Genomic DNA, 21,528 nt, shown 5'->3' with positions numbered 1-21,528 from the left:
CGCTCAGTACTCCTCCACCAGAACGTCGGTGTAGAGTTCGGCAGCCTCAGGCTCGGGCGAATTCTCGGCAAAGTCCGCAGCTTCGGAAACCTGAGAGCGGATTCCCTTGTCGATCTCCTTCAACTCGTCCTCGCTCTTGCCCTTCTCGATCAGCGTCTTCTTGATCCGCTCGATCGGGTCGTGGTGTTCTTTCTGGTCCTGCACCTCTTCACGGGTGCGGTATTTCGCCGGGTCGGACATCGAGTGCCCGCGATAGCGATAGGTGTTGCACTCCATCAGCACCGGGCCGTTGCCCTCGCGAATATGCTTGAACGCAACTTCGGCCGCCTGCCGCACTTCGAGCACATTCATCCCGTCGACTTCCATTCCCGGGATGCGGAAGCTCGTGCCGCGGCGGTAGAACCGCGTTTCCGCGCTGGAGCGCTTGGTCGCGGTGCCCATCGCGTACTGGTTGTCCTCGACCACGAAGCAGATCGGCAGGTTCCACAGCGCGGCCATGTTGAACGCTTCGTAGACCTGACCCTGGTTCGCCGCGCCGTCACCGAAATAGGCGAGGCAGATGCCGCCGTCCTCGTTGTACTTGTGCGCGAAGGCGAGGCCCGCGCCCAGCGGCACCTGCGCGCCGACGATGCCATGCCCGCCGTAAAACTTATGCTCGGTGCTGAACATGTGCATCGAGCCGCCCTTGCCCTTCGAAATCCCGGCCTGGCGCCCGGTCAGCTCGGACATGATGACCTTGGGGTCGATCCCGTAGGCGAGCATGTGGCCATGGTCGCGATAGCCGGTGATGACCGAGTCCTTGTCGTTATCGAGCGCCGACTGGAGCCCGATCGCGACCGCTTCCTGCCCGATATACAGGTGGCAGAACCCGCCGATCAGGCCGAGACCGTACAGCTGGCCCGCGCGTTCTTCGAACCGGCGGATCAGCAGCATCTGCTCGTAAAAGTGCAGCATCTGCTCTTCGCTCGCGTCGTAGAGCTTGTTCTTGTCGAACTCCTCTTGCAGCGAATGGAGTACGAAGTCCGGATCATCCACGGCGGCCAGATTCTCGGCCTTGGCGGGGGACTTCTTCGCAGCGGGTTTCTTGGCCAATGGTAACTCCTTCACGCAGGCCGCACGGCGGCCCGGCACGTGTTCCTCAGGGGCGTGGCGTAGCCCCATGACGTAACGTCGCGCGGCTTGCAATGGTTGCGAAAAATCTTGAGCTTTGTGGAGCGCGCCCGGATGAAGGCGGCGATCAGCGTGCCGGAGCGTCCGGCTTGGGCAGGATCACCTCGTCGGGATGAACCACGTTGAGATTGCGGCGCATCATTTCCACGACCATGTCCGGATCGGCATTGTCGGGGTCGAGCGCGTCGACCCGCTGGCGCAGGTCCGCCCGCTGATCCTGCAGCTTGGCAATCCGCGCCTCACGCTCGGCCAGCGCCTTGGAGGCATCGCTCCACGCGAAAATCCCGCTCGGCCCTGCGATCGCCATGCCGCCCATCAGCAGCAGCGCCGCGAGAGCGAGGCCCTGGGTCAGGCGCTCACGCCGGGCCGCACGGTTCTGCTTGGCAATGGTTTTCCTGGCGAGGTTCATGGACGCCCTTGAATCACATGCGCCGGGCGGAGGCAAGCCCCTTTGACGCAAGGGAAATCCGCCCGCCCTCATCCCGTCTCAGCGCAGGAACCGGGCATGTCCCGCACCCGTTACACCGATTGACAGGCAGGCTGGTCAGACCTAGCTCGAGCGGGAAACGGCGCGCGCCCTCCCCCGGATACGCTGCTGCCGCCCGCCAAGACACAGTCACCGCTACGGAGGATGCCGATATGGCCGACCTTTTCGAGAATCCCGTGGGCCTCAATGGCTTCGAGTTCGTCGAGTTCTGCGCGCCGGAAAAAGGCACGCTTGAGCCGGTGTTCGAAGCGATGGGCTTCACCCATGTCGCCAACCACCGCTCCAAGGATGTGCAGCTGTGGCGGCAGGGCAATATCAATCTGATCACAAATTACGAACCGATGAGCGCGGCGTGGTATTTCGCCCGCGAACACGGGCCGAGTGCGTGCGGCATGGGTTTCCGCGTGAAGGACGCGGCCGAAGCATGGGCGAAGCTGATGGACGCGGGTGCCGAGCCGGTCGATACCCAGACCGGGCCGATGGAACTCTCGATCCCCGCGATCAAGGGCATCGGCGGCGCGCTGATCTACATCATCGATCGCTATGCAGATGATGGCGACGAAGCCCTGTCAATCTACGACATCGACTTCGAATATCTCGACGGGGTGGAAAAGTATCCCGAAGGCGCGGGCTTCCAGCGGATCGACCACCTGACGCACAATGTCTACGGCGGGCGTATGGCCTATTGGGCCGACTGGTACGAGAAGCTGTTCAACTTCCAGGAAATCCGCTTCTTCGACATCAAGGGCGAATATACCGGCCTGACCTCCAAGGCGCTCACCGCGCCCGACGGCAAGATCCGCATTCCGCTCAACGAGGAAGCCAAGGGTGGCGGCGGCCAGATCGAGGAGTTCCTGCGCGAATTCAACGGCGAAGGCATCCAGCATATCGCCCTGATCTGCGACGACCTGATCGCCGCGTGGGACAGGCTCAAGCAGTTCGGCGTGCCCTTCATGACCGCGCCGCCCGAAACCTATTACGAAATGCTGCCCGAGCGTCTGCCCAATCACGGCCAGCCGGTCGATGAATTGAAAGCACGCGGCATCCTGCTCGACGGGACGACCGAAGGCGGCTCGCCGCGCCTGCTGCTGCAGATTTTCGCCGAGGCGCAGGTCGGCCCGGTGTTCTTCGAATTCATCCAGCGCAAGGGTGACGAAGGCTTCGGCGAAGGCAACTTCAAGGCGCTGTTCGAAAGCATGGAGCGCGACCAGGTCCGCCGCGGCGTGCTGAACGTCGAAGACGCCAAGACCGTGTCCGAGCCGGCAGAATGAACGAAGCGAGCCACCCCGTGAAACTGGGCGGCGTCCACCACGCCGCCTATCGTTGCAAGGACGCGAAAGAGACCGTCGAGTGGTACGAGAAGGTGCTGGGTATGGAATATACCAGCGCCTTTTCGGAGGACCACGTGCCCTCTACCGGCGAGTACGATCCGTACATGCACGTCTTCCTCGACGCGGGGAACGGCAACATCCTCGCCTTCTTCGAACTGCCCAACCAGAAGGATATGGGCCGTGACGAGAATACCCCGATCTGGGTCCAGCACCTTGCCTTCAAGGTCGCGGATGAAGACGCGCTGATCGCGGCGAAGAGCCACATCGAAGGCCTCGGTATCGATGTGCTTGGCCCCACCCACCACGGCATCTTCAAGTCGATCTACTTCTTCGATCCCAACGGCCACCGGGTCGAGCTGGCTGCCGACATCGGCACAGACGAACAATATGCCGAGCTCAAGCGGGTCGCGATGCCGATGCTGGACGAATGGAGCGAGACCAAGAAAGCTCCGCAGCACGCGGCATGGCTGCACGAGATCGCTCGCGAAGAACATGCCAAGGTCAAGCCTGCCGAAGAACCCGACTTGCCCTGATTTTCGGAACCGTCCCCGTTTTGCCGCCGTTGGAGCCGCAAAACGGGGAATTCCATGAGCATACCGACGAAGACGCCTTCGGGCGAAACCTACGACCAGACTGTCAATACGCTGGCCACCTTGCAGGACCAGCTGGTCGATATGGGCGAAGGCTTCGTCCGCGCCCTTCCCAATATGGCGATCGCCCTCGTGATCATCCTGATTACCTGGATCGTCGCGCGCATCGCGGTGCGAGGAGTGAGCCGCGCCATCGGCAAGACCGATATGCGCCCCTCCTTGCAGAACCTGATCGATACCGTCGTGAAGCTGGGCATCTGGATCATCGGCCTGATGATCGCACTGATCGTGGTCATGCCCGGGATGACGCCCGCCAGCCTGATCGCCGGTCTCGGGATCGGCGCGGTCGCGATCGGCTTTGCCTTTCAGGACATCTTCGAGAACTTCCTCGCCGGCGTGCTCATCATGCTGCGCGAGAAGATGCGCATCGGCGATGTGATCGAATGCGAGGGGATCAAGGGCAAGGTCGAGCACATCACGCTGCGCGAAACCCATGTGCGCAAGCTGTCGGGCGAGCTGACGATCGTGCCCAACTCGATGATCTTCAAGAACCCGGTCGAAATCCTGACCGACGAGCAGGTGCGCCGCCACGAAGTGGTTGCCGGGGTCTCCTACGACACCGATCTGGACCACGCGGCCGAGGTGATCCGCAAGGCGGTGGAAGCGGTCGAGGGGATCGAGAAAGACAAGGGCGTCGACATTTTCGCGACCACCTTCAACTCCAGCTCGGTCGATTTTCTGGTGCGCTGGCACGCAGGCTCGACCCCGCGCGACGGGTGGGAATCGAAGGACAAGGTCGTGCGCGCAATCAAGCGCGGGCTGGACGAGGCAGGGATCGAGATCCCCTTCCCCTACATCACCCACACCTTCAAGGAGCGCGTCCCGCTGGGCCGCGAACCGGGCGAAAGCGCGGCGGGCTAGCCCCTCACCTCACCGCGGCGAGATCTTCGAGAAAGTCGCGGATCCGCTGCGCGTTGACGCCCAGATCGCCGACCCCAACCCGGCTGACCGAGCGCATGTCGACCAGGCTGCGCCCGGCACCGTCGGGGCGCACGCGGAGCACCACCTCATCCTCGAACCGGATGTATGAGGCATAGGCAGTCGCTTCCAGCCGCCCCGCTTCGGGATCGACCGCACGGATCGTCCAGCCGCGTTCCTTCGCCAGCATCTCCGCATCGCTGATGGTCTGCGCAACCGGCCTATCGAGCACCACGCTGCGCAGGTCGGGGTAGCCGATCTCGTGCAGGCTCACCCATTCCGAAGGTTCGCTTAGCCCGCGCATATTGTCGTCCGGCAGGGTAATCGTCTCGAACTGCGGGACATCGGCAAGGTCGGTGGTGACGTCGTGGATCATCGGTGCGTCGGCCCCCATGGCCACGCGAACCGCCAGCGAGCCGACGAATCCGGCCGCGAACAGGAAACCGATGAGCGCCGCCCGGCGCGCAGGCCACCCAGTACGCCAGTTGAGCAGCAGTGCGATGATCGCGATAACCAGCGCGCCGACCATGACGGGGGCGGACAGGGTCAGGTACTCAAAGCCTTCCAGCTTGCCGATGGTATCGAACCGCGCCAGCGTCATCCCGGTGAACGCGGCAATCGTACCGCCCAGCGCCAGCACCAGCGCGAGCCATGACAGGCCCCTGGTCCACTTGTGACTCATCGTTCGATTCCCCCCGGGATTGCTGTGGCGCGCCCTGCAGGATTCGAACCTGCGGCCTCAGGATTAGAAGTCCCGTGCTCTATCCAACTGAGCTAAGGGCGCTTGTGCGATGCGCATAGCCATCTTTGCGGCGGTGCAAAACCGGCTTATGCAAGGATTGGCTTCGGGGGGTGTAACGATGTCGGACGAACCGGTGAAAACAGCGGACCAGGGCGCGCCCCCGCGCTTCAAGCATTACGATCGGATCATGGCGGCTTTCGTCACCATCCTGCTGTTGTCCAACCTGATCGGCGCGTCCAAGCCCAGCTACGTCACCCTGCCCGGCGGCATGGAATGGAGCTTCGGCGCCGGAGTGCTGTTCTTCCCCGTCAGCTACATCATCGGCGACGTGCTGACCGAGGTCTATGGCTACGCCCGCGCGCGCCGCGTGATCTGGACCGGGTTTGCCGCGCTGCTGTTCATGGCCTTCATGGCGTGGGCGGTGGTCTCGCTGCCCGCCGCCGATGGATGGGACGGGCAGGAGGCTTACGAAAAGGTCTTCGGCAACACCTGGCGCATCGTCGCGGCCTCCATGATCGCCTTCTGGGCGGGCGAATTCGCCAATTCGTATGTTCTTGCCAAGATGAAGGTCTGGACGAAGGGCAAGGCGCTGTGGACCCGCACCATCGGATCTACGGTGGTGGGCCAGGGGCTCGACAGCCTGATCTTCTATCCGCTCGCGTTCTATGGCCTCGCGGGATGGCCGCCCGAGCTGCTGTGGCAGGTCGTCATCTCGCAATGGCTGATCAAGACCGCCTGGGAAGCGATCCTGACCCCGTTCACCTATCTCGCGGTCAATTGGCTGAAGCGCGAGGAGGGTGTCGAAATCTTCGATACCGACACCGATTTCTCGCCCTTCGCGACCGGTGACCGCTAGCGCTTGATCTGCTGTTCCAGCAGCACAGCCGCTTCGCCCTTTTCGGGCAGCTTCTTCTCACCCTTCACCCGCATCTTCGGCTCGAGCCCGAGATGGGCGGCCAGTTGCGCAAGGTCGCGCTCGGTTGGCGGACCGTAGAGCGCGGCGTGGCTCTTCGCGAGGGTCAACACCAGCGCGTCGTCCTCACGCGTCAGCCGCGTGGCGTCGAGCGAGCGTGCCGAGCCTGCCCCCAGCCGCCGGGCAAGCCGCAGCCCCAGCCCCCAGGTAATCGCCTCGTCCAGCGCATCTTTCGAGGCCAGCCTTGGAAGCATCTCGGGAAGCTCCAGCTGATTGGAATTGACGCAGATCGCGGCGGCCAGCATCGCGCGCCCTTCGGGCGAGATCGACAGCCAGCGCTTATGCAGCGCCCAGTCGACCCCTTGCGTGACCCGCAGGTTCGGCTCGGTCTGCATCGCCGCCATGCCAAGCATGATCGCCGCCAGCCGCAGCCGCTCCGCACCCGTGCGCAGCGAACTGACGGTGTCCACGGTCCACCCGGCCACACGGGTTGCCTGCAGAGCCGAGGCCCCCCGGCTTTCGGCGAAATCGACCACGCCCGCCAGCAGCGGGTCTTGCGACAGCTGGTAGGGGTCGATCCGCCCCATCATCAGCCCTTCGCGCAGCCCCCAGGCGGAAATCACCACCCGCTGGGGTTCGTAATGCTTCAGCAGCACGTGCAGCAGCTGCCCGGCGTCGGGCAGGCTCTCCACGCGCGAAGAGGCAATCCGCGGGTTCGCCCTGATCGTCTCGATATCCGTCTTGGCGAGCGTTTTTACCAGATCGCCGGCGTCCTCCCGGCTCATCATGAAACCATGCGGATCGGTCAGCGGGAAGTCGGACCCGTCGCGGGCAAACGCGGCGAGCGCGCGCCAGGTGCCGCCGACCAGATACAGATCGCCCTCGCCGACCATCTCGGGGGCCTTCTTGCCGATCATCTTGCGCAGCTTGTCGCGCAGCTTGCTGCGGTCGCCGCCGCCCAGATTGGGCAGCCGGAGGGTGCCCGCAGGCAGGCTGCATCCCTCGCCCACCGTGCCGTCTTCCACCGGCACCAGTTCGAGGCTGCCACCGCCGATATCAGCTACGATTCCGCGCGCGATCGGAAATGCACCGAGCACGCCCTGCGCGCTGTAGGTCGCCTCGTCCAGGCCGCTCAGCAGCCGCGGTTCGAGGCCGAGCGACTTGACCTGCGCGAGGAATTCCTTGCCGTTCTTCGCGTCGCGCACCGCGGCAGTCGCCACGGTATCGACCCGCTTGACCTCCAGGTCGGCCAGCAGGAGCGCAAAACGCTCCAGCCCCGCGAGAGCCAGCTCGATCGATTCATCGGCGAGCATCCCGTTCGCGTCCAGATCGCGGCCCAGCCGGGCGGTAACCTTCTCGTTGAACAGGATGCTCGGCGCGCGCGGCGGGCCGCCATAGATCACCAGACGGACCGTGTTGGACCCGATATCGATAATCGCGCCGAGCGGTTCGGAACCGGAAATGGTCGACCGGCCGCGCTTGTCCTTGCGTGCCATCAGACAGCTCCTCGTCGCAGTGCCAGCGTCGGCACACCGCCCGCCTCCAGCGCGCCACCGCGCCCGGAAAGTGAGGGATTGGTCATGAAATAGCGGTGACAATTGAACGGCTTCTCGCCCGGATCGGCGCGCTCGTACGTCCCGTCGGGCTGGAGGAACCAGCTGCGCTCGTTGTCCAGCAGATTGGCAAGCAACACCTGTTGCAGCACCTGATCGTGCACCGTGCTGTTCTCGATCGGGACCAGCTGTTCCACCCGCCGGTCGAGGTTGCGTTCCATCATGTCCGCACTCGAAATATACACCTTGGTCTCCGCACCCGGAATCGCTGCGCCATTCGCGAACGCATATATCCGGCTGTGTTCAAGAAAACGCCCGATAATCGATTTTACGCGGATATTCTCCGACAGGCCGGGCACGCCCGGGCGAAGATTGCAGATCCCGCGCACCACCAGCTGGATCTCCACGCCCGCCTCGCTCGCGGCATAAAGCCGCTCGATCATGTCATGATCGGTCAGCTGGTTCATCTTGAGCCAGATCCCGCTCGGCCGGCCCTGCCGCGCGGCCTCCACTTCGGCATCGATCCGCTCGTAGAGCGTTTCGCGCAGGTCGATCGGGCTGATCGCGAGCAGTTCGGTTCCGCGCGGTTCGACATAACCGGTCACGAAATTGAACAGCTTGGCCGCGTCGCGCCCCAGTCGCGGATCGGCGGTGAAATAGCTGAGATCGGTGTAGAACTTGGCCGTGACCGGGTGATAATTGCCGGTCCCGAAATGGCAGTAGGTGCGAAAGCCCTCTTCCTCGCGGCGAACCACCATCGCGACCTTTGCGTGGGTCTTCCAGTCGACGAAGCCGTAGATAACCTGCACGCCCGCGCGTTCGAGCTTGTTCGCCCAGTAGAGGTTCTGTTCCTCGTCGAAACGCGCCTTCAGCTCGACCACGGCGGTCACCGACTTGCCGTTCTCCGCCGCCTCCACCAACGCCTCGATTACCTCGGACTGGTTGCCCGCGCGGTAGAGCGACTGCTTGATCGCGACCACATTGCGGTCGTTCGCCGCCTGCCGCACGAAATCGACCACCACATCGAAGCTTTCGTAGGGGTGGTGGATGATGATGTCCTTTTCGCGGATCGCGGCGAAGCAATCGCCGTCATGCTCGCGAATCCGCTCCGGGTAGCGGGGGGAATAGGCATCGAACTTCAGATCCGGCCGGTCTTCTTTCACGATGTCCGACAGGCCGGAAATGCCCAGCATGCCGTCGATCTTCACGAAAGTCGCGCCCGGCGTTGCCAGCCGGTCGCGCAGCAGTGCCTCGGCTGTGGGATCGAACTCGGTCTCCAGTTCCAGCTGGATCACCTGCCCGCGCCGCCGCCGCTGGATCGCGCTGCGGAAGGTGCGGACCAGATCTTCGGCTTCTTCCTCGATCTCGATATCGCTGTCGCGCAGCACGCGGAAGACGCCGCTGCCGCACATCTCGAAGCCCGGGAACAAGTGCTCGGCAAAGCGGGTGATGAGATTCTCGATCCCGATATAGATCGCCTCTTCACCGGGCACGCGCAGGAAGCGTGGCAGTGCCGAGGGGATCAGCACCATCTCGACCAGCTCTTCTTCCTGGTTCGCCTTGATCTCCTCGCGGCGCACGGTGAACAGCACGCCCAGCCCCTCATTGGCGATGAAGGGAAAGGGGTGCGCCGGGTCGAGCGCCTGTGGCGTGATCACCGGCATGATCTCGTCGAGGAAATGCCGTCGCAGCCATTCATGCGCCTCGCGGTCGATCCGCCGGTCGTCGGCCATGTGGATGCCCGCCTCGGCGAGCATTTCCCGAAGGTCGCGCAGCGTTCTCTGCTGGCGTTCGTTCAGCGCGGCGAGCCGTGTACGAATTTCGGAAAGCTGCTGCGCCGGGGTCAGTCCGTCGACCGAAGGCTTGTCGATCCCGCGCTGGACCTGCCCGACCAGCCCGGCCACGCGGATCATCATGAATTCGTCGAGATTGCTTCCGGAAATGGAAAGAAACCGCAGCCGTTCGAGCAGTGGATAATCGGGGTTGCGCGCTTCGGAGAGAACCCGGTCGTTAAATGCCAGCCAGCTCAGTTCGCGATTGAAGAAACGCGCACTGATATCGCGGTCGGGGCTGGCGCTTAGCGGGGTGTCCATCGGGCTTCGGCACTCGCTTCGATTGTGGCGGCTCACCGCGCCCGCGCGGCGGGGTGAGGCGCATGGGGGATTTGGGCGCGCATCTATCGGCTGGCGGCGCGACTGACCAGCCTGCGCGGCGGCTTCGTTCGCCTACCAGGCGTCCGATTTCAACAGATCGGCGCTACGCGCGATCTGGGCGATGCCGCGCTTGCCGTCCGCGCCGCGGCCCAGCTGGACCATGACGTCGATGACACTGGCGGCGTAGGCGATGATGTCCCTGCGCGACAGGCCGATGCCGGTCTGCATGACCATCAGGGATAGCTGTTCCAGCGCGCCGTGCAGCGAATTGGCGTGCACGGTCGAGAAACTGCCTGGATGGCCGGTGTTGATCGCCCGCAGGAAGCTGACGCTTTCCTCGCCGCGTAGTTCGCCCAGCACGATCCGGTCGGGCCGCAGGCGCAGCGCGGCCTGAAGCAGCTCGTTGGCGGTCACCTTGGCCTCGCCGAGTTCGCCCTTCACCGCGACCAGCCCGACGCCGTTTTCGCCCGGCAGCTTCAGCTCGGGCGTATCCTCGACCAGCACGACGCGCTGGTCCTTCGGGATTTCGCCGAGCATCGCGTTGAGGAAGGTGGTCTTGCCGGTGCTGGTCCCGCCCGAGATCAGGATCGTCTGACGCTGCAGGATCGCCTCGCGCAGAAACGCGATCGGCTCTGCCTGCGGTTCGGGCATCGCGGCCTTTTCCTGCTGCTTGAGCGGGCCGGTGTCGTAGGCATCGAGCGGCAGGTCCAGACGCCGGTGGCGCCGGATCGCCATCACCCAGTGCTTGCGAGAGGCGGGCGGTCCGCAGAACTGGACCCGCGCGCCATCGGGCAGTGTCGCGCCGAGCAGCGGATGCTCGCGGTTGATGCCTTGGTGGCTGACCCGCGCGACCTGTTCGGCCAGCCGCTGGACCAACATGTCGGTAATCGCGTCGGTCTCGATCCGCTGCATCCCGCCCGGCGTGGCGGCATCCTCGATCCACACTTCGCCGGGGCGGTTGACGATGATCTCGGTCACCGTGTCCCGGTCGAGCCACTGGCGGAACGGCGCGAGATAGGCGTCGAGATAGACGCTACCGCCACCCGTCGTGCCCGGCCCCTGCCGGTCGGCAGTACCGCTCGCAGGGGTCAGAGGCTGGATATCGGCACTCATGATCGGTCGTTCGCCCAGCGGTCAGACGCCGGAGAAATCGAGGTCGCGCGCGGTGAACACGCGGATCGGCTCGCCCTGGCGCACCCGCACCACGGGGCCGAGTTGGCTGTCCTGCGAGACGGCAGCGGCGGCCGCCGCCTGCCCGCCGCCACCGACGATGACCGAGGCACCGCCCGATCCGATCGCCGACAGGCCGCCGACCACCGAGAGCAGCATCGCGGACCCGAAGCGCTGGAAGAAGCGACTGTCGACATCGCCGGGCAGGCCGGTGGTGCCATCGAAGCCGATCCCCGGCGATTGCAGGTTCACGCTCGCCCCATCGGGGCGGATCAGGCGAGTCCAGATCACGTAGGCGCGCTTCTGCCCCGCCTGCAGGCCGGACTGGTACTGGCCGACGAGGCGGCTGGAGCGAGGTATCAGCACGTTCTTGCCGTCGAAGCTCTTCACATCCTGGCTCACCACCGCGCGCACATAGCCGGGCACGTCGGTATCGATCGCGGTTTCGAGGATCGCGGGGATCAGCGTGCCCTGCGTCACCGTGGTGCCCGGATTGGCCATCGCCTGCGCGCGCGCAGTGCTGCCGCCCACGCCGCCCACGCGACTGGCGAAATCGCCCGCCGCAGTGCCGGTCGCGCCATTGCTGCCGGGGGCGGCAGCGGCTTCGGGCAGAGCGCTGGTTGGCACGCTGGCGACCGCCCTGCCCGACGCGTCGAACACGATCGTGGGGCTGTTGTTGGGATTGGACGCGGTGCCCGGCGCAAGGTTGGGATTGTTCGAGAGGATCGGTGCGGGCGCAGGGTCCGCGCGCACGACCTGCTGCTGTGGCGCGACGCCGGTCGTGACCGGGGCCGGGCCCACCGCGATCGCGGCGGGGGCTGCGCCGGCATCGGCGGCCACATCGCCCGCAGGAGTAGCGTCCGCATCGTCGAGCCGCGCGCTGTTCATGCTCCATAGCGTGACCAGGCCGAGAGCGGCGACGATCGCGATCCCTGCGACCATGCCCATCGTGTCCGAACTCTTCTTGTTCGCAACGCTGGGCAGGACGCTGCGGCTGGCGAGGTCGATCACCTCCGCGCTCTGGTTCTCGCGCGGATCGGTATCGTGGGCCCCGTTGGCGAAATCGCCATCGGTGGGGCGCTTCTTGGGCGGCATCTTCATTGCGAGGCGCATAGTTCGCTTCCCTTCCTCGGCGGCCCTAGCGGCCACCCCCGACCGGCCCGCTCGCAGCGGTTGCCCGGACCGGACCATTGTTCACCAATACAGCCTTTTCGCGGCCCGAGCGCAGGATGATCTGCCTCGGCACGCCATCGACGATCACCGTGTCTCCGCGCACGGTGGAGTTTACCGGGCCTTCATCGCCCTCGTAATTCTCGATCAGGATCGCGGGCACGGGCCGCTCCTGCTCCCACCGGAGGTAGGTCGATCGGCCATCGTCGTAGACCTCGTCGGGATACAGCTCGCGCTGGCCTTCCGGCTCCCACTTGAAGTTGAGCAGCGCGGGGTCGACCACCGCGAGCGGATCATTCGCCGCCGCCAGCTCGACCGGATTGGCCTCCTGCACAGGCCCCGCCGCAAGCTGTGCGCCGGCGTCTTCTTCCGGCGGCTCCGGATAGGTGAAACGCAGCACATACAGCGGTTTGGCGCGCGGACTTGCGACAAGATCGAACAGATAGGTATGGCGGTTGGTGACCACGGTCATGTTGGTCTGCGCGCTGGGCTCCAGCGGTTTGACGAACAGCAGGTTGGCGCGCTGGTTGGGGGTTACCTGCCAGGCGTTGGAATCGCCGATCGCGACATTCTCGATCGATTCATCCTCGCCGAACTGGATCGTCGCCTGAACCTTGGTCTTGCCCTGGATCACCACGACCTCGTCGGGATCGTACAGGCGTTCGACCAGCCGCGGGTCGTCGGCCAGAGCCGGGCTCGCGACCATCACTGCGAGGAAGGCGAGCGCTGTGTAACGCGCGGCGATCATTTCATTTTCTCCGTCTGGCGTCCTGCGCCCGAAGCGCCGGATGCAGTCTTGAACCGCGTGCCCAAGCCGCTGGTGCGCGAGGCGGCCTTGCTGGCCACGCCGGCATGTCCATCCCCTGAAGAGGTGGCGTAAACCTTGGTCACACGGGCGCCGCCAGAGCCTTCCGTTCCGCCACGATTGCCAAGATCGTTTGCCGCCATGGTCGGCGTGGCGGCGACAACAGCCGTGCGGCGCGCCGCGCTCGACTGCGCCGGGGCGGAAGCGCTGGCGTTGTTGTAAAGGCTGGAGACGGCGGCGGCGGGAGCGGGCGCAGCGGCGCTCGACCGGCCGCGGTCACGCTCGCTGTCGGAATTGGCGAGGCCGAACACGGTCCACCCACCGACCAGCGTGCCCATCACCTTCAGCACCATCACCATCAGCGCGACGTGCACCGCGCCGATCATGAAGAACGCCATCGCCGCGCGCGCCGGAATATCGCCGGGTACGGCGACCAGAGAGGCCAGGATCGGTACCGACATCTCCAGCATGATCGATCCGCCGAGCACCGCGAACAGCGGGGTCAGCCCCATCATCGTCAGCCCCTTGAGCCAGCCGACGAACAGACCGCGCGTGCCATCGAACAGCGCCATCACCAGGAAGATCGGGCCGAGCGCGACCAGCAGCGCCAGCGCGATCCGCGCGGTCACCAGCAGGCCCACGGTGCCGAGCATGAACAGCAGCGCACCCATCCACAGCATCCCTGCGGGGGAGAAGGTCTCGATATCGGTCTGCCCTTCACTCGCCTGCTGCACGGCGGCGAAGACGACGTCGATCTTGGTCGCGAAGGTCTGCGTGGCGGAGCCGCTGTCTCCGGTAAGCACGCTCGCCAGCCAGTCCGGCCCTTCGACGAAGATGTTCCAGAACACCGCCTGATAGGCGATCCAGCTGGTCACGAAGGTCAGCACCAGGCCGATCCGTAGCATCCGCGGGGTCAGAGTGCTGACGCCCAGCGTGCTGCGTCCGGTCACCAGCTGGATCGCGAAGAATGCGACATACAGCGTCAGCATTATGGTCAGCACGGTGACCAGCACGCCGCCCGGGGCGAACAACCGCCCGAAGGTGGTGCCCGTCACGTCGGCGGCGACGCAATTGACCGCCTCCAGCGCAGCGGCAACGCCGCCCGCAGCCTCGGACATCGCCAGATCGCAGGCGCCGGTCGGGGTCATTCGGCAGCCTGCTTGAACGGCAGGACGACGTTGTCGTCATCCGCCGCGCCATCGCTGCGCTCGCCCGGCCAGGCATGGCCGGTGAGTGCGGGGAACCAGTCTGCGGGATTGTCGCCCACCGCTTCGCGCAACAGGTCGAGCCGGCGCACGCTGCTCTCACGACCCGAGAGGATCGTGAGGACTTCGGGCGCATTCGACAGGTCGAGCCGCACCACGACGCTCGCATCGGGCTGGCGGACGAGGAAACAGCGGCTGTGCGCGGGCAGCGTGCGGATCAGCGCCAGCTCGTGGCTGGTGAGGCCGAACCCGTCGCAATAGTCTTCCGGCCGCGCGCGGCTGTTGGGCATGAACACCATCGTCGCGGTCTGTTCGACCAGCGCGGTGGAGATGCGGCTTTCCAGCGCATCGCGTGCGCTCTGCGTGGCGAAGCCGACCAGCGCGTTGCGCTTGCGCAGCGTCTTGAGCCAGTCCCGAATACGCGCTGCGAACACCTCGTCGTCCAGCGCCTTCCAGCCCTCGTCGATCAGGATCATGGTCGGCTCGCCGTCCAGCCGCTCCTCGATCCGGTGGAACAGGTACATCATCGTCGGCGTGCGCAGCCGCGGATTTTCGAGCAGCGCGGTCATGTCGAAGCCGAGCGTCTTGCGCTCCAAGTCGAGCTCGTCGGTCTCGTTGTCGAAGAGCCAGGCATGCTCGCCGCCATGGATCCATGCCGAGAGACGATCCGCCAGATCGCCCGGCTCGGGCCGACGCGTGCCGCTGAGCAGCTCGCGGAAATTGCGCAAACGGCGCAGGCTCGCATCATTCTCGTACGCCGCATCGACCGCGTGGCTGATGGTCTGCAGTTCCTCAGGCCCTTCGGCCTTAAGCATCACGCCCAGCCAATCGCGCAGGAAGGCGCGGTTGGCGGGTGTGTCGGGCAGCGCGAGCGGATTGAAACCCGACGGCTCGCCCGCATAGATCCGGTCGTAGCGCCCGCCGATCCCGCGCACGAACAGTTCGGCACCGCGATCCTTGTCGAACAGGATCGTGCGCGGATTGAACTTCTGCGCCTGCGCGGCGAGGAAGTTCATCACCACGGTCTTGCCCGAACCCGACGGCCCGATGACCGAGAAATTGCCGAGATCGCCATTGTGGAAGTTGAAGAAGAACGGCGTCGCGCTGGTCGTCTCCAGAAGCGTCACCGCCTCGCCCCAGTGATTGCCCTCGGCCTGGCCGAGCGCGAAGCCGTGCAGCGAACCGAAGCTCGCCATGTTGGCCGAAGAGATCATCGCGCGGCGCACGATATACTGCTCGTTGCCGGGGAACTGCGCCCAGAAGGCGGGTTCCAGATTGGTATCCTCGCGCACGACGATGGCGCCCGTATCGGCCAGCGCGGCGGCGCAGGCGGCGGTCGCGTCGTCGAGCCGGGGGAGCGTGCGCTCACGCACCAGCACGCTCAGGTGATGATCGCCGAAGCCGACCGCTCCATTGCCCAGCGCATCGCGCGCGGCGAGCATGTCGGCGCGTTCGGCCTGCGCTTCCTCGTCGACCGAGCGCAGGCGGCGGATCGCAAGGTCCATCCGCTCGCGCGCGGTGGTCCGTTCCGAAGGGGCATAGCTTTCCGAGACGACCATTTCGTAGGGCAGCCGCAGCAGCCCATCGAGCAGGCCCGGGCTGGTCGCGTCGGGATAGTCCTTGAGGCTCAGCATCGCGGCGAAATCGGGCTCGCCAAAGCCGCGCAGCTCCATCGCGTCGATCCCGAAGCTCGCCCGGCGATAGGGCAGCATGTGGCCGATATCCCGGTCTTCCGCCGGACGGCGGACCGGCTGCATCTCGCCATTATACAGCGCAGATAGCAGCTCGAGAATTTCTGAATTGGTGTAGCCCTTGGGGCCGGTGTAATCGCCCAGCAGCGCCGCCCCGTAGGGCTGCAACGAGGCGACCAGGCCGGTCGCGGCAGCACGCAAGGATCGCAAGTCCTTGGGATCGACCTCGACCGCCTGCTTCTTGCGGTTGCTGAGCGCCTTGCCCGCCTTCTCGACCCAGCCCGCCTTGCCGCGCGCGGGGCGACGGATGAGCGTGACGAACTGGTCGTTGATGAACAGCGATCCCGAGCCGAGCCGTTCCTTCCACCGCGCATCGATATGACGGGCGAGCGGGTCTTCGAATTCCGCGTCCAGCTCAACCTCGACCCGGCGGCGGATCACGTGGTGGTACATCACGAAGCGGCTGTCGAGCGTGCTGCGCAGCATCACCTCGCGGGTGGCGGCATGGGCGTTGAGCGCCTCGGTATCCTCGGTCTCGAACAGCAAGCCGGGCACCTGGATGGCGGTGAGCAGCGCGCCGTCGCGCAGCATCAGCGTGTGCTCGTCCACCAGACGCGCAAAAGGCAGCCGGTCGCCGACGCGGGCTTCCTTCGCGCTCCAGGCAGCAGCTCCGATCCATTTGCTCATGCGTCGACCCTCCTAGGTCGAGTTCAGGCGGCGTAGCTGTTGCAGCCCCACCGCTTGTAATTCTTGACCCGCGGACACTTGCTGACCTTGGTGATCCACAGGTCGAAGATGCGCGGTTCGCGAAGGCAGGCGAAATAACCGATGCCGTGCATCGCGGCGGCGACCGGCAGTGCCAGCCAGCTGCCGGTGATCAGAAACACTTCGGTGGTGACGCCGATATTGATGATGAAATAGTTCAGCGTCACGCCCGCAAACATCTGCGGACGGGTCAGCGCACGGTGGACCGGATGGCGAACGAGCTGATCCATGCGTCTGCCCCCTTCCCCGGCCTAGCCTGCCGCCGCCTGGATGCCCGCGACGATCGAGGCGGCACCGAACAGGATGAACACGCCGATGATCACGGTCGCGCCGAAGCGCCAATTCATCCGGCCGGTCAGCATCATGAAGCCGACCGCAGCCACCGCCATCACCGCGACCGCCGTGGCGACCGAGCCGAGCAGCGTGCCCTGCAGCCACGCCAGCGCGTTGACGATCGGCCCCGCGCCCTGCGGATCGTTCGCCTGGACCTGCGCGAGTGCCGCACTGGGAGAAACCAGCGCCAGAAGCGTCGCAAACCGGGAAAGCGGGTTCATCTTCATACCTTTAGTCGTTCCGTGAATGATTGGAGAGGCGACCCATGATCGCCGCCACGTAAGCCTGCGTCTCGCGGATGCGCGGCACGCCATTGGCGCGGATCACCCGTCCGGGCCCCGCGTTGTAGGCTGCCAGCGCCTTCTCGAGATTGCCGTCGAACCGGTCGAGCTGTTCGCGCAGGTAACGCGCCCCGCCCTCCAGATTGGCGAAGGGATCGTCCGGGTTCACGCCCAGATCGCGCGCGGTGCCGGGCATCAGCTGGGCAAGGCCCCGGGCGCCCACCGGGGAGCGAGCATCGGCGCGCCAGCGGCTTTCCTGCCATACCAGCGCCTCGATCAGGCTGGGGCTCAGGTCGAAGCGCGCGGCAAGCTCTGCCACCTTGGCCTTGTAGGTATCGGGAACCGCGCGTGCGGTCAGTCGCGGATCGGATGTGACATGCGTCGGCACATCTTCCAGCACTGCTGCGCCATCGAGCGCGGCGAGCTGGGCCGGCGTCATCGACAGGTCGCCCGCGGGCATGCCTGCCTGCTGGCCCGCGATCCAGCGCGCGCCATTCTCTCCGATTTCCATTACATCGGCCCGCGCCGGGGCCGAAAGCAGGGTAAGGGAGGCGAGAATCGCCAACCGACCCGTTGTCCCGAGAATCATCGAGCCCTCCGTCCGACCGCCTTGCGCATCATACATGACAGCGCAGTGACATATAGCTGAACGGTTCCCGCCCGTAATCCCGATTTCGCAACGGCTTGTCGCCGCAAATCGCGCCCGCCCGGGTCGGGAAGGCACGAATTGCGGCGACGAAAAGCACATGCGCGGGCCATCCCGGGGACGGCCGCGCGCACGCAAGTTTTGATCGGTTGCTAGCGGGTGGCGACTTTGTCGCTCCGCTGGGCGAACTCGCCCCGGTCGAGCATCCTTAGCCCGTCACGCGCCAGATCCGCCGGATAGACATAGCGTCCGTCGGTGGTTTCCAGCGTATAGTCGATCCGCATGCTACGGACCTTTTCGAACGCGCGGCGGGCGGCTTCGGTCTCGCCCTGCTCGGCCAGTTTCACGCCCAGGTTGAGCAGCGCAGCCGGGTCTTCCTGCGATTCGATCAGCGCAATCGGCGTCGGCGCGAGCGGCTCGGCGGCGGGCGCTCCCTGAAGCATCATGGCACCCACGATCAGACTTTGGACAATCATGTTTCGCTCTCCTGTTTTCAGGAGATGTTTATGAACCTTTCGCCTCGAAACTGCAACAAAACTGAAACATTGTCATCTTTCCGTCACGCCTTCAGAGGCCAAATCGGCGGTCTTCCGACGCTTTCACACAAGATTCGGAAAATGACGCGGTGTCACAAATAGTGCTTTTGCCAAGAAAACGCGCCGATCAACTATCCGCCGGGCGCTTCATCTGAAGCCCGCTGCGCTTGCAGCTGGCGACCAGATCGCCGTGCTGGTTGAACGCGCGGTGTTCGAAGGTGACGATCCCGGCATTCGGGCGCGACTTGCTTTCGCGCAGGGAGACGATCTCGGTCTCGATCCGGATCGTGTCGCCGTGGAACAGCGGCTTGGGGAAGCGCACCTCGTCCCAACCGAGGTTGGCCACAGCCGTACCCAGCGTCGTGTCGTTGACCGAAATCCCCACCATCACCGAGAGGGTGAAGCACGAGTTGACGATCCGCGTGCCAAACTCGGTGCCCTTCATGTATTCCTCGTCGAGGTGAAGCTGCGCCGGATTATGCGTCATGCAGGTGAACATGACATTGTCCGTTTCGGTCACCGTGCGGCGGATCGGATGGTCGATCACCTGGCCCACTTCCATATCGTCGAACCACATCCCGGCCATGTGCATCTCTCCTTTGCTTGAATGCGTTTGTGGCGGGCGTAGCTGCGGCTCTCGGGCCCGCAAACCATTTTCCTACTCGAACCGATCTGGTTACGTGATGCAGCTCCAACAATCCGGAGTCGTGCCATGCCCCTCCTCGAAAGCCTGATCGGACCCGTCGCCTCGATCATCGACAAGATCATCCCGGACAAGGAAGCGCGCGCCAAGGCCAAGCTGGAACTGCTCGCGCTTGAGGGATCGCAGGAACTCAGGGCGATCGAGGCGCGCATGTCCGCAATCGTCGCGGAGGCGCAATCGGCGGACCCGTGGACCAGCCGCGCGCGCCCCAGCTTCCTCTACGTGATGTACGCGATGATCCTGTTCGCGCTGCCGATGGGCGTGCTGTCCGCCTTCGATCCGCGCATGGCGGTGAACATCGGCAACGGCATCACCGCCTACCTGCGCGGCCTGCCCGAAGAACTCTACGCGCTCTTCGGCACCGGCTACCTCGGCTACACCGCAGCGCGCCAGTGGGGTAAGGTGAAGGGCGTGGAGCGGTAGGTATGTCGCCACGCTCTTCGGGCACATCTCGCGATTCATATTGCGCACAATATGATTGCTCACTACATTGTTTGTCGTTGAACCTAAGGAGCTAACGATGAGCAATCTCTACAAGACACGCGTCAATGCCTATGGTGGGCGCAGCGGAACGATCAGAAGCGAGGACGGCATCCTCGATATGCCGCTCGCCCTGCCCAAGGAACTGGGCGGCAAGGGCGGCGCAACCAATCCGGAGCAGCTGTTTGCGGCAGGTTATGCCGCCTGCTTCGAGAATGCCGTGATCCACGTGACCCGTACCCAGGCCGACAAGGTGCGCGACGAGGATATCGAGGTTTCGTGCGAAGTTGGGCTGGCGCCGAACGGCGAAGACGGCTTTAAGCTCGTCGTGGCGCTCGATGTCGAGATTGCCGGTGTCGAACAGTCCAAGGCAGAGGAAATCGTGAAAGCCGCCCACGCCGTGTGCCCCTACTCGAATGCAATCCGCGGCAATGTCGACGTCACTCTGACCGTCTTCGCGCAGTGAGTGGTCCGGTGGCAGCATCACGCGACCGGGATGACCCCCTGCTGCTCGATCGGCAGATCTGCTTTCCCCTGTATGCTGCCACCAACCTGCTGAACCGGCGGTACGGGCCGGTTCTACGGCCGCTCGGCCTCACCTATCCCCAGTATCTTGTCATGCTGGTGCTATGGGAAGAGGAGCCCCAGACCGTGGGCGGCCTTGGTGCGCGCCTTTATCTCGACAGCGGGACATTGACGCCCCTGCTCAAGCGGATGGAAGCGGCAGGCCACGTCACGCGGTCGCGCGATCCGGATGACGAACGGCGCGTGGTCATCGGGCTTACCGAAAAGGGCAGAGCCTTGCGCGAACAGGCCCTGCACGTGCCCGAGACCATCGCCAGTGGACGAACTCCCGAAGGAATCGAGGAACTCGGCAACAGCGTGCGAAAGCTCGTCGCCATGTTAGCGGATCAGAATTCGGAAGACTGACCCCCTTACGAGCTTAGCGCCACGCTGGCCGAGCTCGACGCGGCGTGATCAGAGGTCTGGAGCGGTGGCAGGCCCGTTTCACCACCGCTCCGGTACCACTGCTTAAAGCTTGACCGCTGCGTTGCCGCCATCCGCCCAGAGAGCCGAACCCGTCACAAAGCTGGCCATCTCACTGGCGAGGAACAGCGCCGCCTGCGCAATTTCGCGAGGGTCTGCGATTCGCTTCATGGCGTGCAGGCTGGCGGCCCACTCGCGCTGATCCGCATCGTCGGCCATTTCGGTTGCGGTCCCGCCGGGCAGCAGTGCGTTGGCGCGGATCCCCTGCGCGGCATAGTCCGCCGTGATCGCCCGGACGAGCCCCATCAGCCCTGCCTTCGCAGCGGCATAGGGGCCCATGCCAGGCAGCCCGACGCTGTTCCCGACAAAGCTGCTGGTGAACACCAGCGCCCCGCCGCCCCCGGCAAGCATCGCCGGAATCTGGCTCCGCGCTCCCAGAAAAGCGGCTGTCAGGTTTGCGTCGATAACCTGCGTCCACGTCTCTATGCTCGTGTCGGCCAGCGGGCCCATTTCGCCCACAAGGCCAGCATTGTTGAACGCGACATCCAGTCTGCCGAAGGTATCGAGCGCGGTGGCGACGGCATCCCGATGCGTATTCTCCTGCGTAACATCGCCGACCACGACCCTCACCTGGCCGCCCTGCCGCTCGATCTGGGCTGCGACCTCTTCCAGACGGTCCGCCCGCCTTGCGACGAGGACGAGCGAGGCCCCATGCTCTGCGAACAGGCCGGCAGCGGCTCTGCCTATGCCAGCGCTGGCTCCCGTAATGATCGCCGCTTTGCCGTCGAGTAATTTCATGATGTGCGCTCCTATTGCTCGGCCACGCGATAGGGGCGGGT

At 64.9% G+C, this 21,528-nt stretch carries 23 protein-coding genes and 1 tRNA gene; 7 read left to right on the top strand and 17 right to left on the bottom strand.

The annotated features are described in order from the left end of the window. Nucleotides 1-3: 3 nt before the first annotated feature. Both pdhA and VO57_009525 read right to left on the bottom strand, forming a co-directional pair. Nucleotides 4-1,092, bottom strand: a complete 1,089-nt coding sequence (gene pdhA / locus VO57_009530; protein XBL68381.1) for a pyruvate dehydrogenase (acetyl-transferring) E1 component subunit alpha — start codon at nt 1,090-1,092, stop codon at nt 4-6. Nucleotides 1,093-1,237: 145 nt separating this feature from the next. Then, nucleotides 1,238-1,579 carry a septum formation initiator family protein gene (locus VO57_009525; protein ID XBL68380.1) on the bottom strand — a complete coding sequence of 114 codons (342 nt, stop codon included), beginning with the start codon at nt 1,577-1,579 and terminating at the stop codon, nt 1,238-1,240. Nucleotides 1,580-1,809: 230 nt separating this feature from the next. Here VO57_009525 and hppD point away from each other — a divergent pair, with 230 nt between their 5' ends. Genes hppD through VO57_009510 form a run of 3 tightly spaced genes read left to right on the top strand, consistent with a single transcriptional unit; the run spans nt 1,810 to nt 4,499 of the window. Further along, complete coding sequence (gene hppD / locus VO57_009520; GenBank protein XBL68379.1) at nt 1,810-2,928, top strand: 4-hydroxyphenylpyruvate dioxygenase; 1,119 nt, start codon at nt 1,810-1,812, stop codon at nt 2,926-2,928. Next, a complete protein-coding gene (locus VO57_009515) occupies nt 2,925-3,521 on the top strand; it encodes a VOC family protein (protein XBL68378.1) in 597 nt (198 codons plus the stop codon). The genes hppD and VO57_009515 overlap by 4 nt, the downstream gene beginning before the upstream one ends. A 54-nt stretch (nt 3,522-3,575) precedes the next feature. After that, entirely contained in the window at nt 3,576-4,499 is a 924-nt protein-coding gene (locus VO57_009510) for a mechanosensitive ion channel (GenBank protein ID XBL68377.1), read from the top strand. A 4-nt stretch (nt 4,500-4,503) separates the two neighbouring features. Here the strand turns inward: VO57_009510 and VO57_009505 are convergent, their stop codons facing one another. Together VO57_009505 and VO57_009500 are read right to left on the bottom strand one after the other, a co-directional pair. Continuing rightward, nucleotides 4,504-5,238, bottom strand: a complete 735-nt coding sequence (locus VO57_009505) for a DUF1499 domain-containing protein (GenBank protein XBL68376.1) — start codon at nt 5,236-5,238, stop codon at nt 4,504-4,506. Nucleotides 5,239-5,263: 25 nt separating this feature from the next. Next, nucleotides 5,264-5,340: transfer RNA gene (locus VO57_009500), tRNA-Arg, on the bottom strand. A 145-nt stretch (nt 5,341-5,485) separates the two neighbouring features. Here VO57_009500 and VO57_009495 point away from each other — a divergent pair. Further along, nucleotides 5,486-6,154 (top strand): queuosine precursor transporter, encoded by a 669-nt coding sequence (locus VO57_009495; GenBank protein ID XBL71319.1) that lies wholly within the window; start codon nt 5,486-5,488, stop codon nt 6,152-6,154. Here VO57_009495 and VO57_009490 read toward each other — a convergent pair. The 12 genes from VO57_009490 to VO57_009435 all read right to left on the bottom strand — a co-directional run bounded on the left by VO57_009490 (nt 6,151) and on the right by VO57_009435 (nt 19,105). Then, on the bottom strand, nt 6,151-7,707 hold the full coding sequence (locus VO57_009490) for a Ppx/GppA family phosphatase (GenBank protein ID XBL68375.1): 1,557 nt from the start codon (nt 7,705-7,707) through the stop codon (nt 6,151-6,153). The two genes, VO57_009495 and VO57_009490, sit on opposite strands and share 4 nt — an antisense overlap. Beyond that, nucleotides 7,707-9,857 carry an RNA degradosome polyphosphate kinase gene (locus tag VO57_009485; GenBank protein XBL68374.1) on the bottom strand — a complete coding sequence of 717 codons (2,151 nt, stop codon included), beginning with the start codon at nt 9,855-9,857 and terminating at the stop codon, nt 7,707-7,709. Before VO57_009485 ends, VO57_009490 begins: the two co-directional genes overlap by 1 nt. A 132-nt stretch (nt 9,858-9,989) precedes the next feature. Then, the gene (virB11, locus tag VO57_009480; protein ID XBL68373.1) at nt 9,990-11,030 is read right to left on the bottom strand and encodes a P-type DNA transfer ATPase VirB11; all 1,041 of its coding nucleotides are present in this window, start codon (nt 11,028-11,030) and stop codon (nt 9,990-9,992) included. A 21-nt stretch (nt 11,031-11,051) separates the two neighbouring features. After that, the gene (locus VO57_009475; GenBank protein ID XBL68372.1) at nt 11,052-12,200 is read right to left on the bottom strand and encodes a TrbI/VirB10 family protein; all 1,149 of its coding nucleotides are present in this window, start codon (nt 12,198-12,200) and stop codon (nt 11,052-11,054) included. A gap of 25 nt (nt 12,201-12,225) precedes the next feature. Next, on the bottom strand, nt 12,226-13,005 hold the full coding sequence (locus VO57_009470; GenBank protein ID XBL68371.1) for a TrbG/VirB9 family P-type conjugative transfer protein: 780 nt from the start codon (nt 13,003-13,005) through the stop codon (nt 12,226-12,228). Next, a complete protein-coding gene (locus VO57_009465) occupies nt 13,002-14,210 on the bottom strand; it encodes a type IV secretion system protein (GenBank protein ID XBL68370.1) in 1,209 nt (402 codons plus the stop codon). Before VO57_009465 ends, VO57_009470 begins: the two co-directional genes overlap by 4 nt. Next, on the bottom strand, nt 14,207-16,645 hold the full coding sequence (locus tag VO57_009460) for a VirB4 family type IV secretion/conjugal transfer ATPase (GenBank protein ID XBL68369.1): 2,439 nt from the start codon (nt 16,643-16,645) through the stop codon (nt 14,207-14,209). The genes VO57_009465 and VO57_009460 overlap by 4 nt, the downstream gene beginning before the upstream one ends. Before the next feature lie 23 nt (nt 16,646-16,668). After that, the gene (locus VO57_009455; GenBank protein XBL68368.1) at nt 16,669-16,953 is read right to left on the bottom strand and encodes a VirB3 family type IV secretion system protein; all 285 of its coding nucleotides are present in this window, start codon (nt 16,951-16,953) and stop codon (nt 16,669-16,671) included. A gap of 21 nt (nt 16,954-16,974) precedes the next feature. Next, nucleotides 16,975-17,283, bottom strand: a complete 309-nt coding sequence (locus tag VO57_009450) for a TrbC/VirB2 family protein (GenBank protein XBL68367.1) — start codon at nt 17,281-17,283, stop codon at nt 16,975-16,977. A gap of 4 nt (nt 17,284-17,287) precedes the next feature. Continuing rightward, nucleotides 17,288-17,848 carry a lytic transglycosylase domain-containing protein gene (locus VO57_009445; GenBank protein ID XBL68366.1) on the bottom strand — a complete coding sequence of 187 codons (561 nt, stop codon included), beginning with the start codon at nt 17,846-17,848 and terminating at the stop codon, nt 17,288-17,290. A gap of 287 nt (nt 17,849-18,135) precedes the next feature. After that, entirely contained in the window at nt 18,136-18,459 is a 324-nt protein-coding gene (locus VO57_009440) for a hypothetical protein (GenBank protein ID XBL68365.1), read from the bottom strand. Nucleotides 18,460-18,646: 187 nt separating this feature from the next. After that, nucleotides 18,647-19,105 carry a MaoC family dehydratase gene (locus VO57_009435; protein ID XBL68364.1) on the bottom strand — a complete coding sequence of 153 codons (459 nt, stop codon included), beginning with the start codon at nt 19,103-19,105 and terminating at the stop codon, nt 18,647-18,649. 126 nt (nt 19,106-19,231) lie between these two features. Here VO57_009435 and VO57_009430 point away from each other — a divergent pair, with 126 nt between their 5' ends. The 3 genes from VO57_009430 (at nt 19,232) to VO57_009420 (ending at nt 20,632) form a co-directional block, all read left to right on the top strand. Then, nucleotides 19,232-19,645: a holin family protein gene (locus tag VO57_009430; GenBank protein XBL68363.1), complete on the top strand. Its 414-nt coding sequence runs from the start codon at nt 19,232-19,234 to the stop codon at nt 19,643-19,645. Nucleotides 19,646-19,742: 97 nt separating this feature from the next. Next, complete coding sequence (locus VO57_009425; protein ID XBL68362.1) at nt 19,743-20,168, top strand: organic hydroperoxide resistance protein; 426 nt, start codon at nt 19,743-19,745, stop codon at nt 20,166-20,168. 8 nt (nt 20,169-20,176) lie between these two features. Beyond that, entirely contained in the window at nt 20,177-20,632 is a 456-nt protein-coding gene (locus VO57_009420; GenBank protein ID XBL68361.1) for a MarR family transcriptional regulator, read from the top strand. Between the two features lie 102 nt (nt 20,633-20,734). Here the strand turns inward: VO57_009420 and VO57_009415 are convergent, their stop codons facing one another. Further along, the gene (locus tag VO57_009415) at nt 20,735-21,487 is read right to left on the bottom strand and encodes an SDR family oxidoreductase (GenBank protein XBL68360.1); all 753 of its coding nucleotides are present in this window, start codon (nt 21,485-21,487) and stop codon (nt 20,735-20,737) included. Nucleotides 21,488-21,528 lie beyond the last annotated feature (41 nt).

The sequence above is a fragment of the Citromicrobium bathyomarinum genome (assembly GCA_001306305.2).
Taxonomy (GTDB): domain Bacteria; phylum Pseudomonadota; class Alphaproteobacteria; order Sphingomonadales; family Sphingomonadaceae; genus Alteriqipengyuania; species Alteriqipengyuania bathyomarina.
Note: the sequence above shows the minus strand (reverse complement) of the source record. Positions and strands in the feature narration are given on the sequence as shown.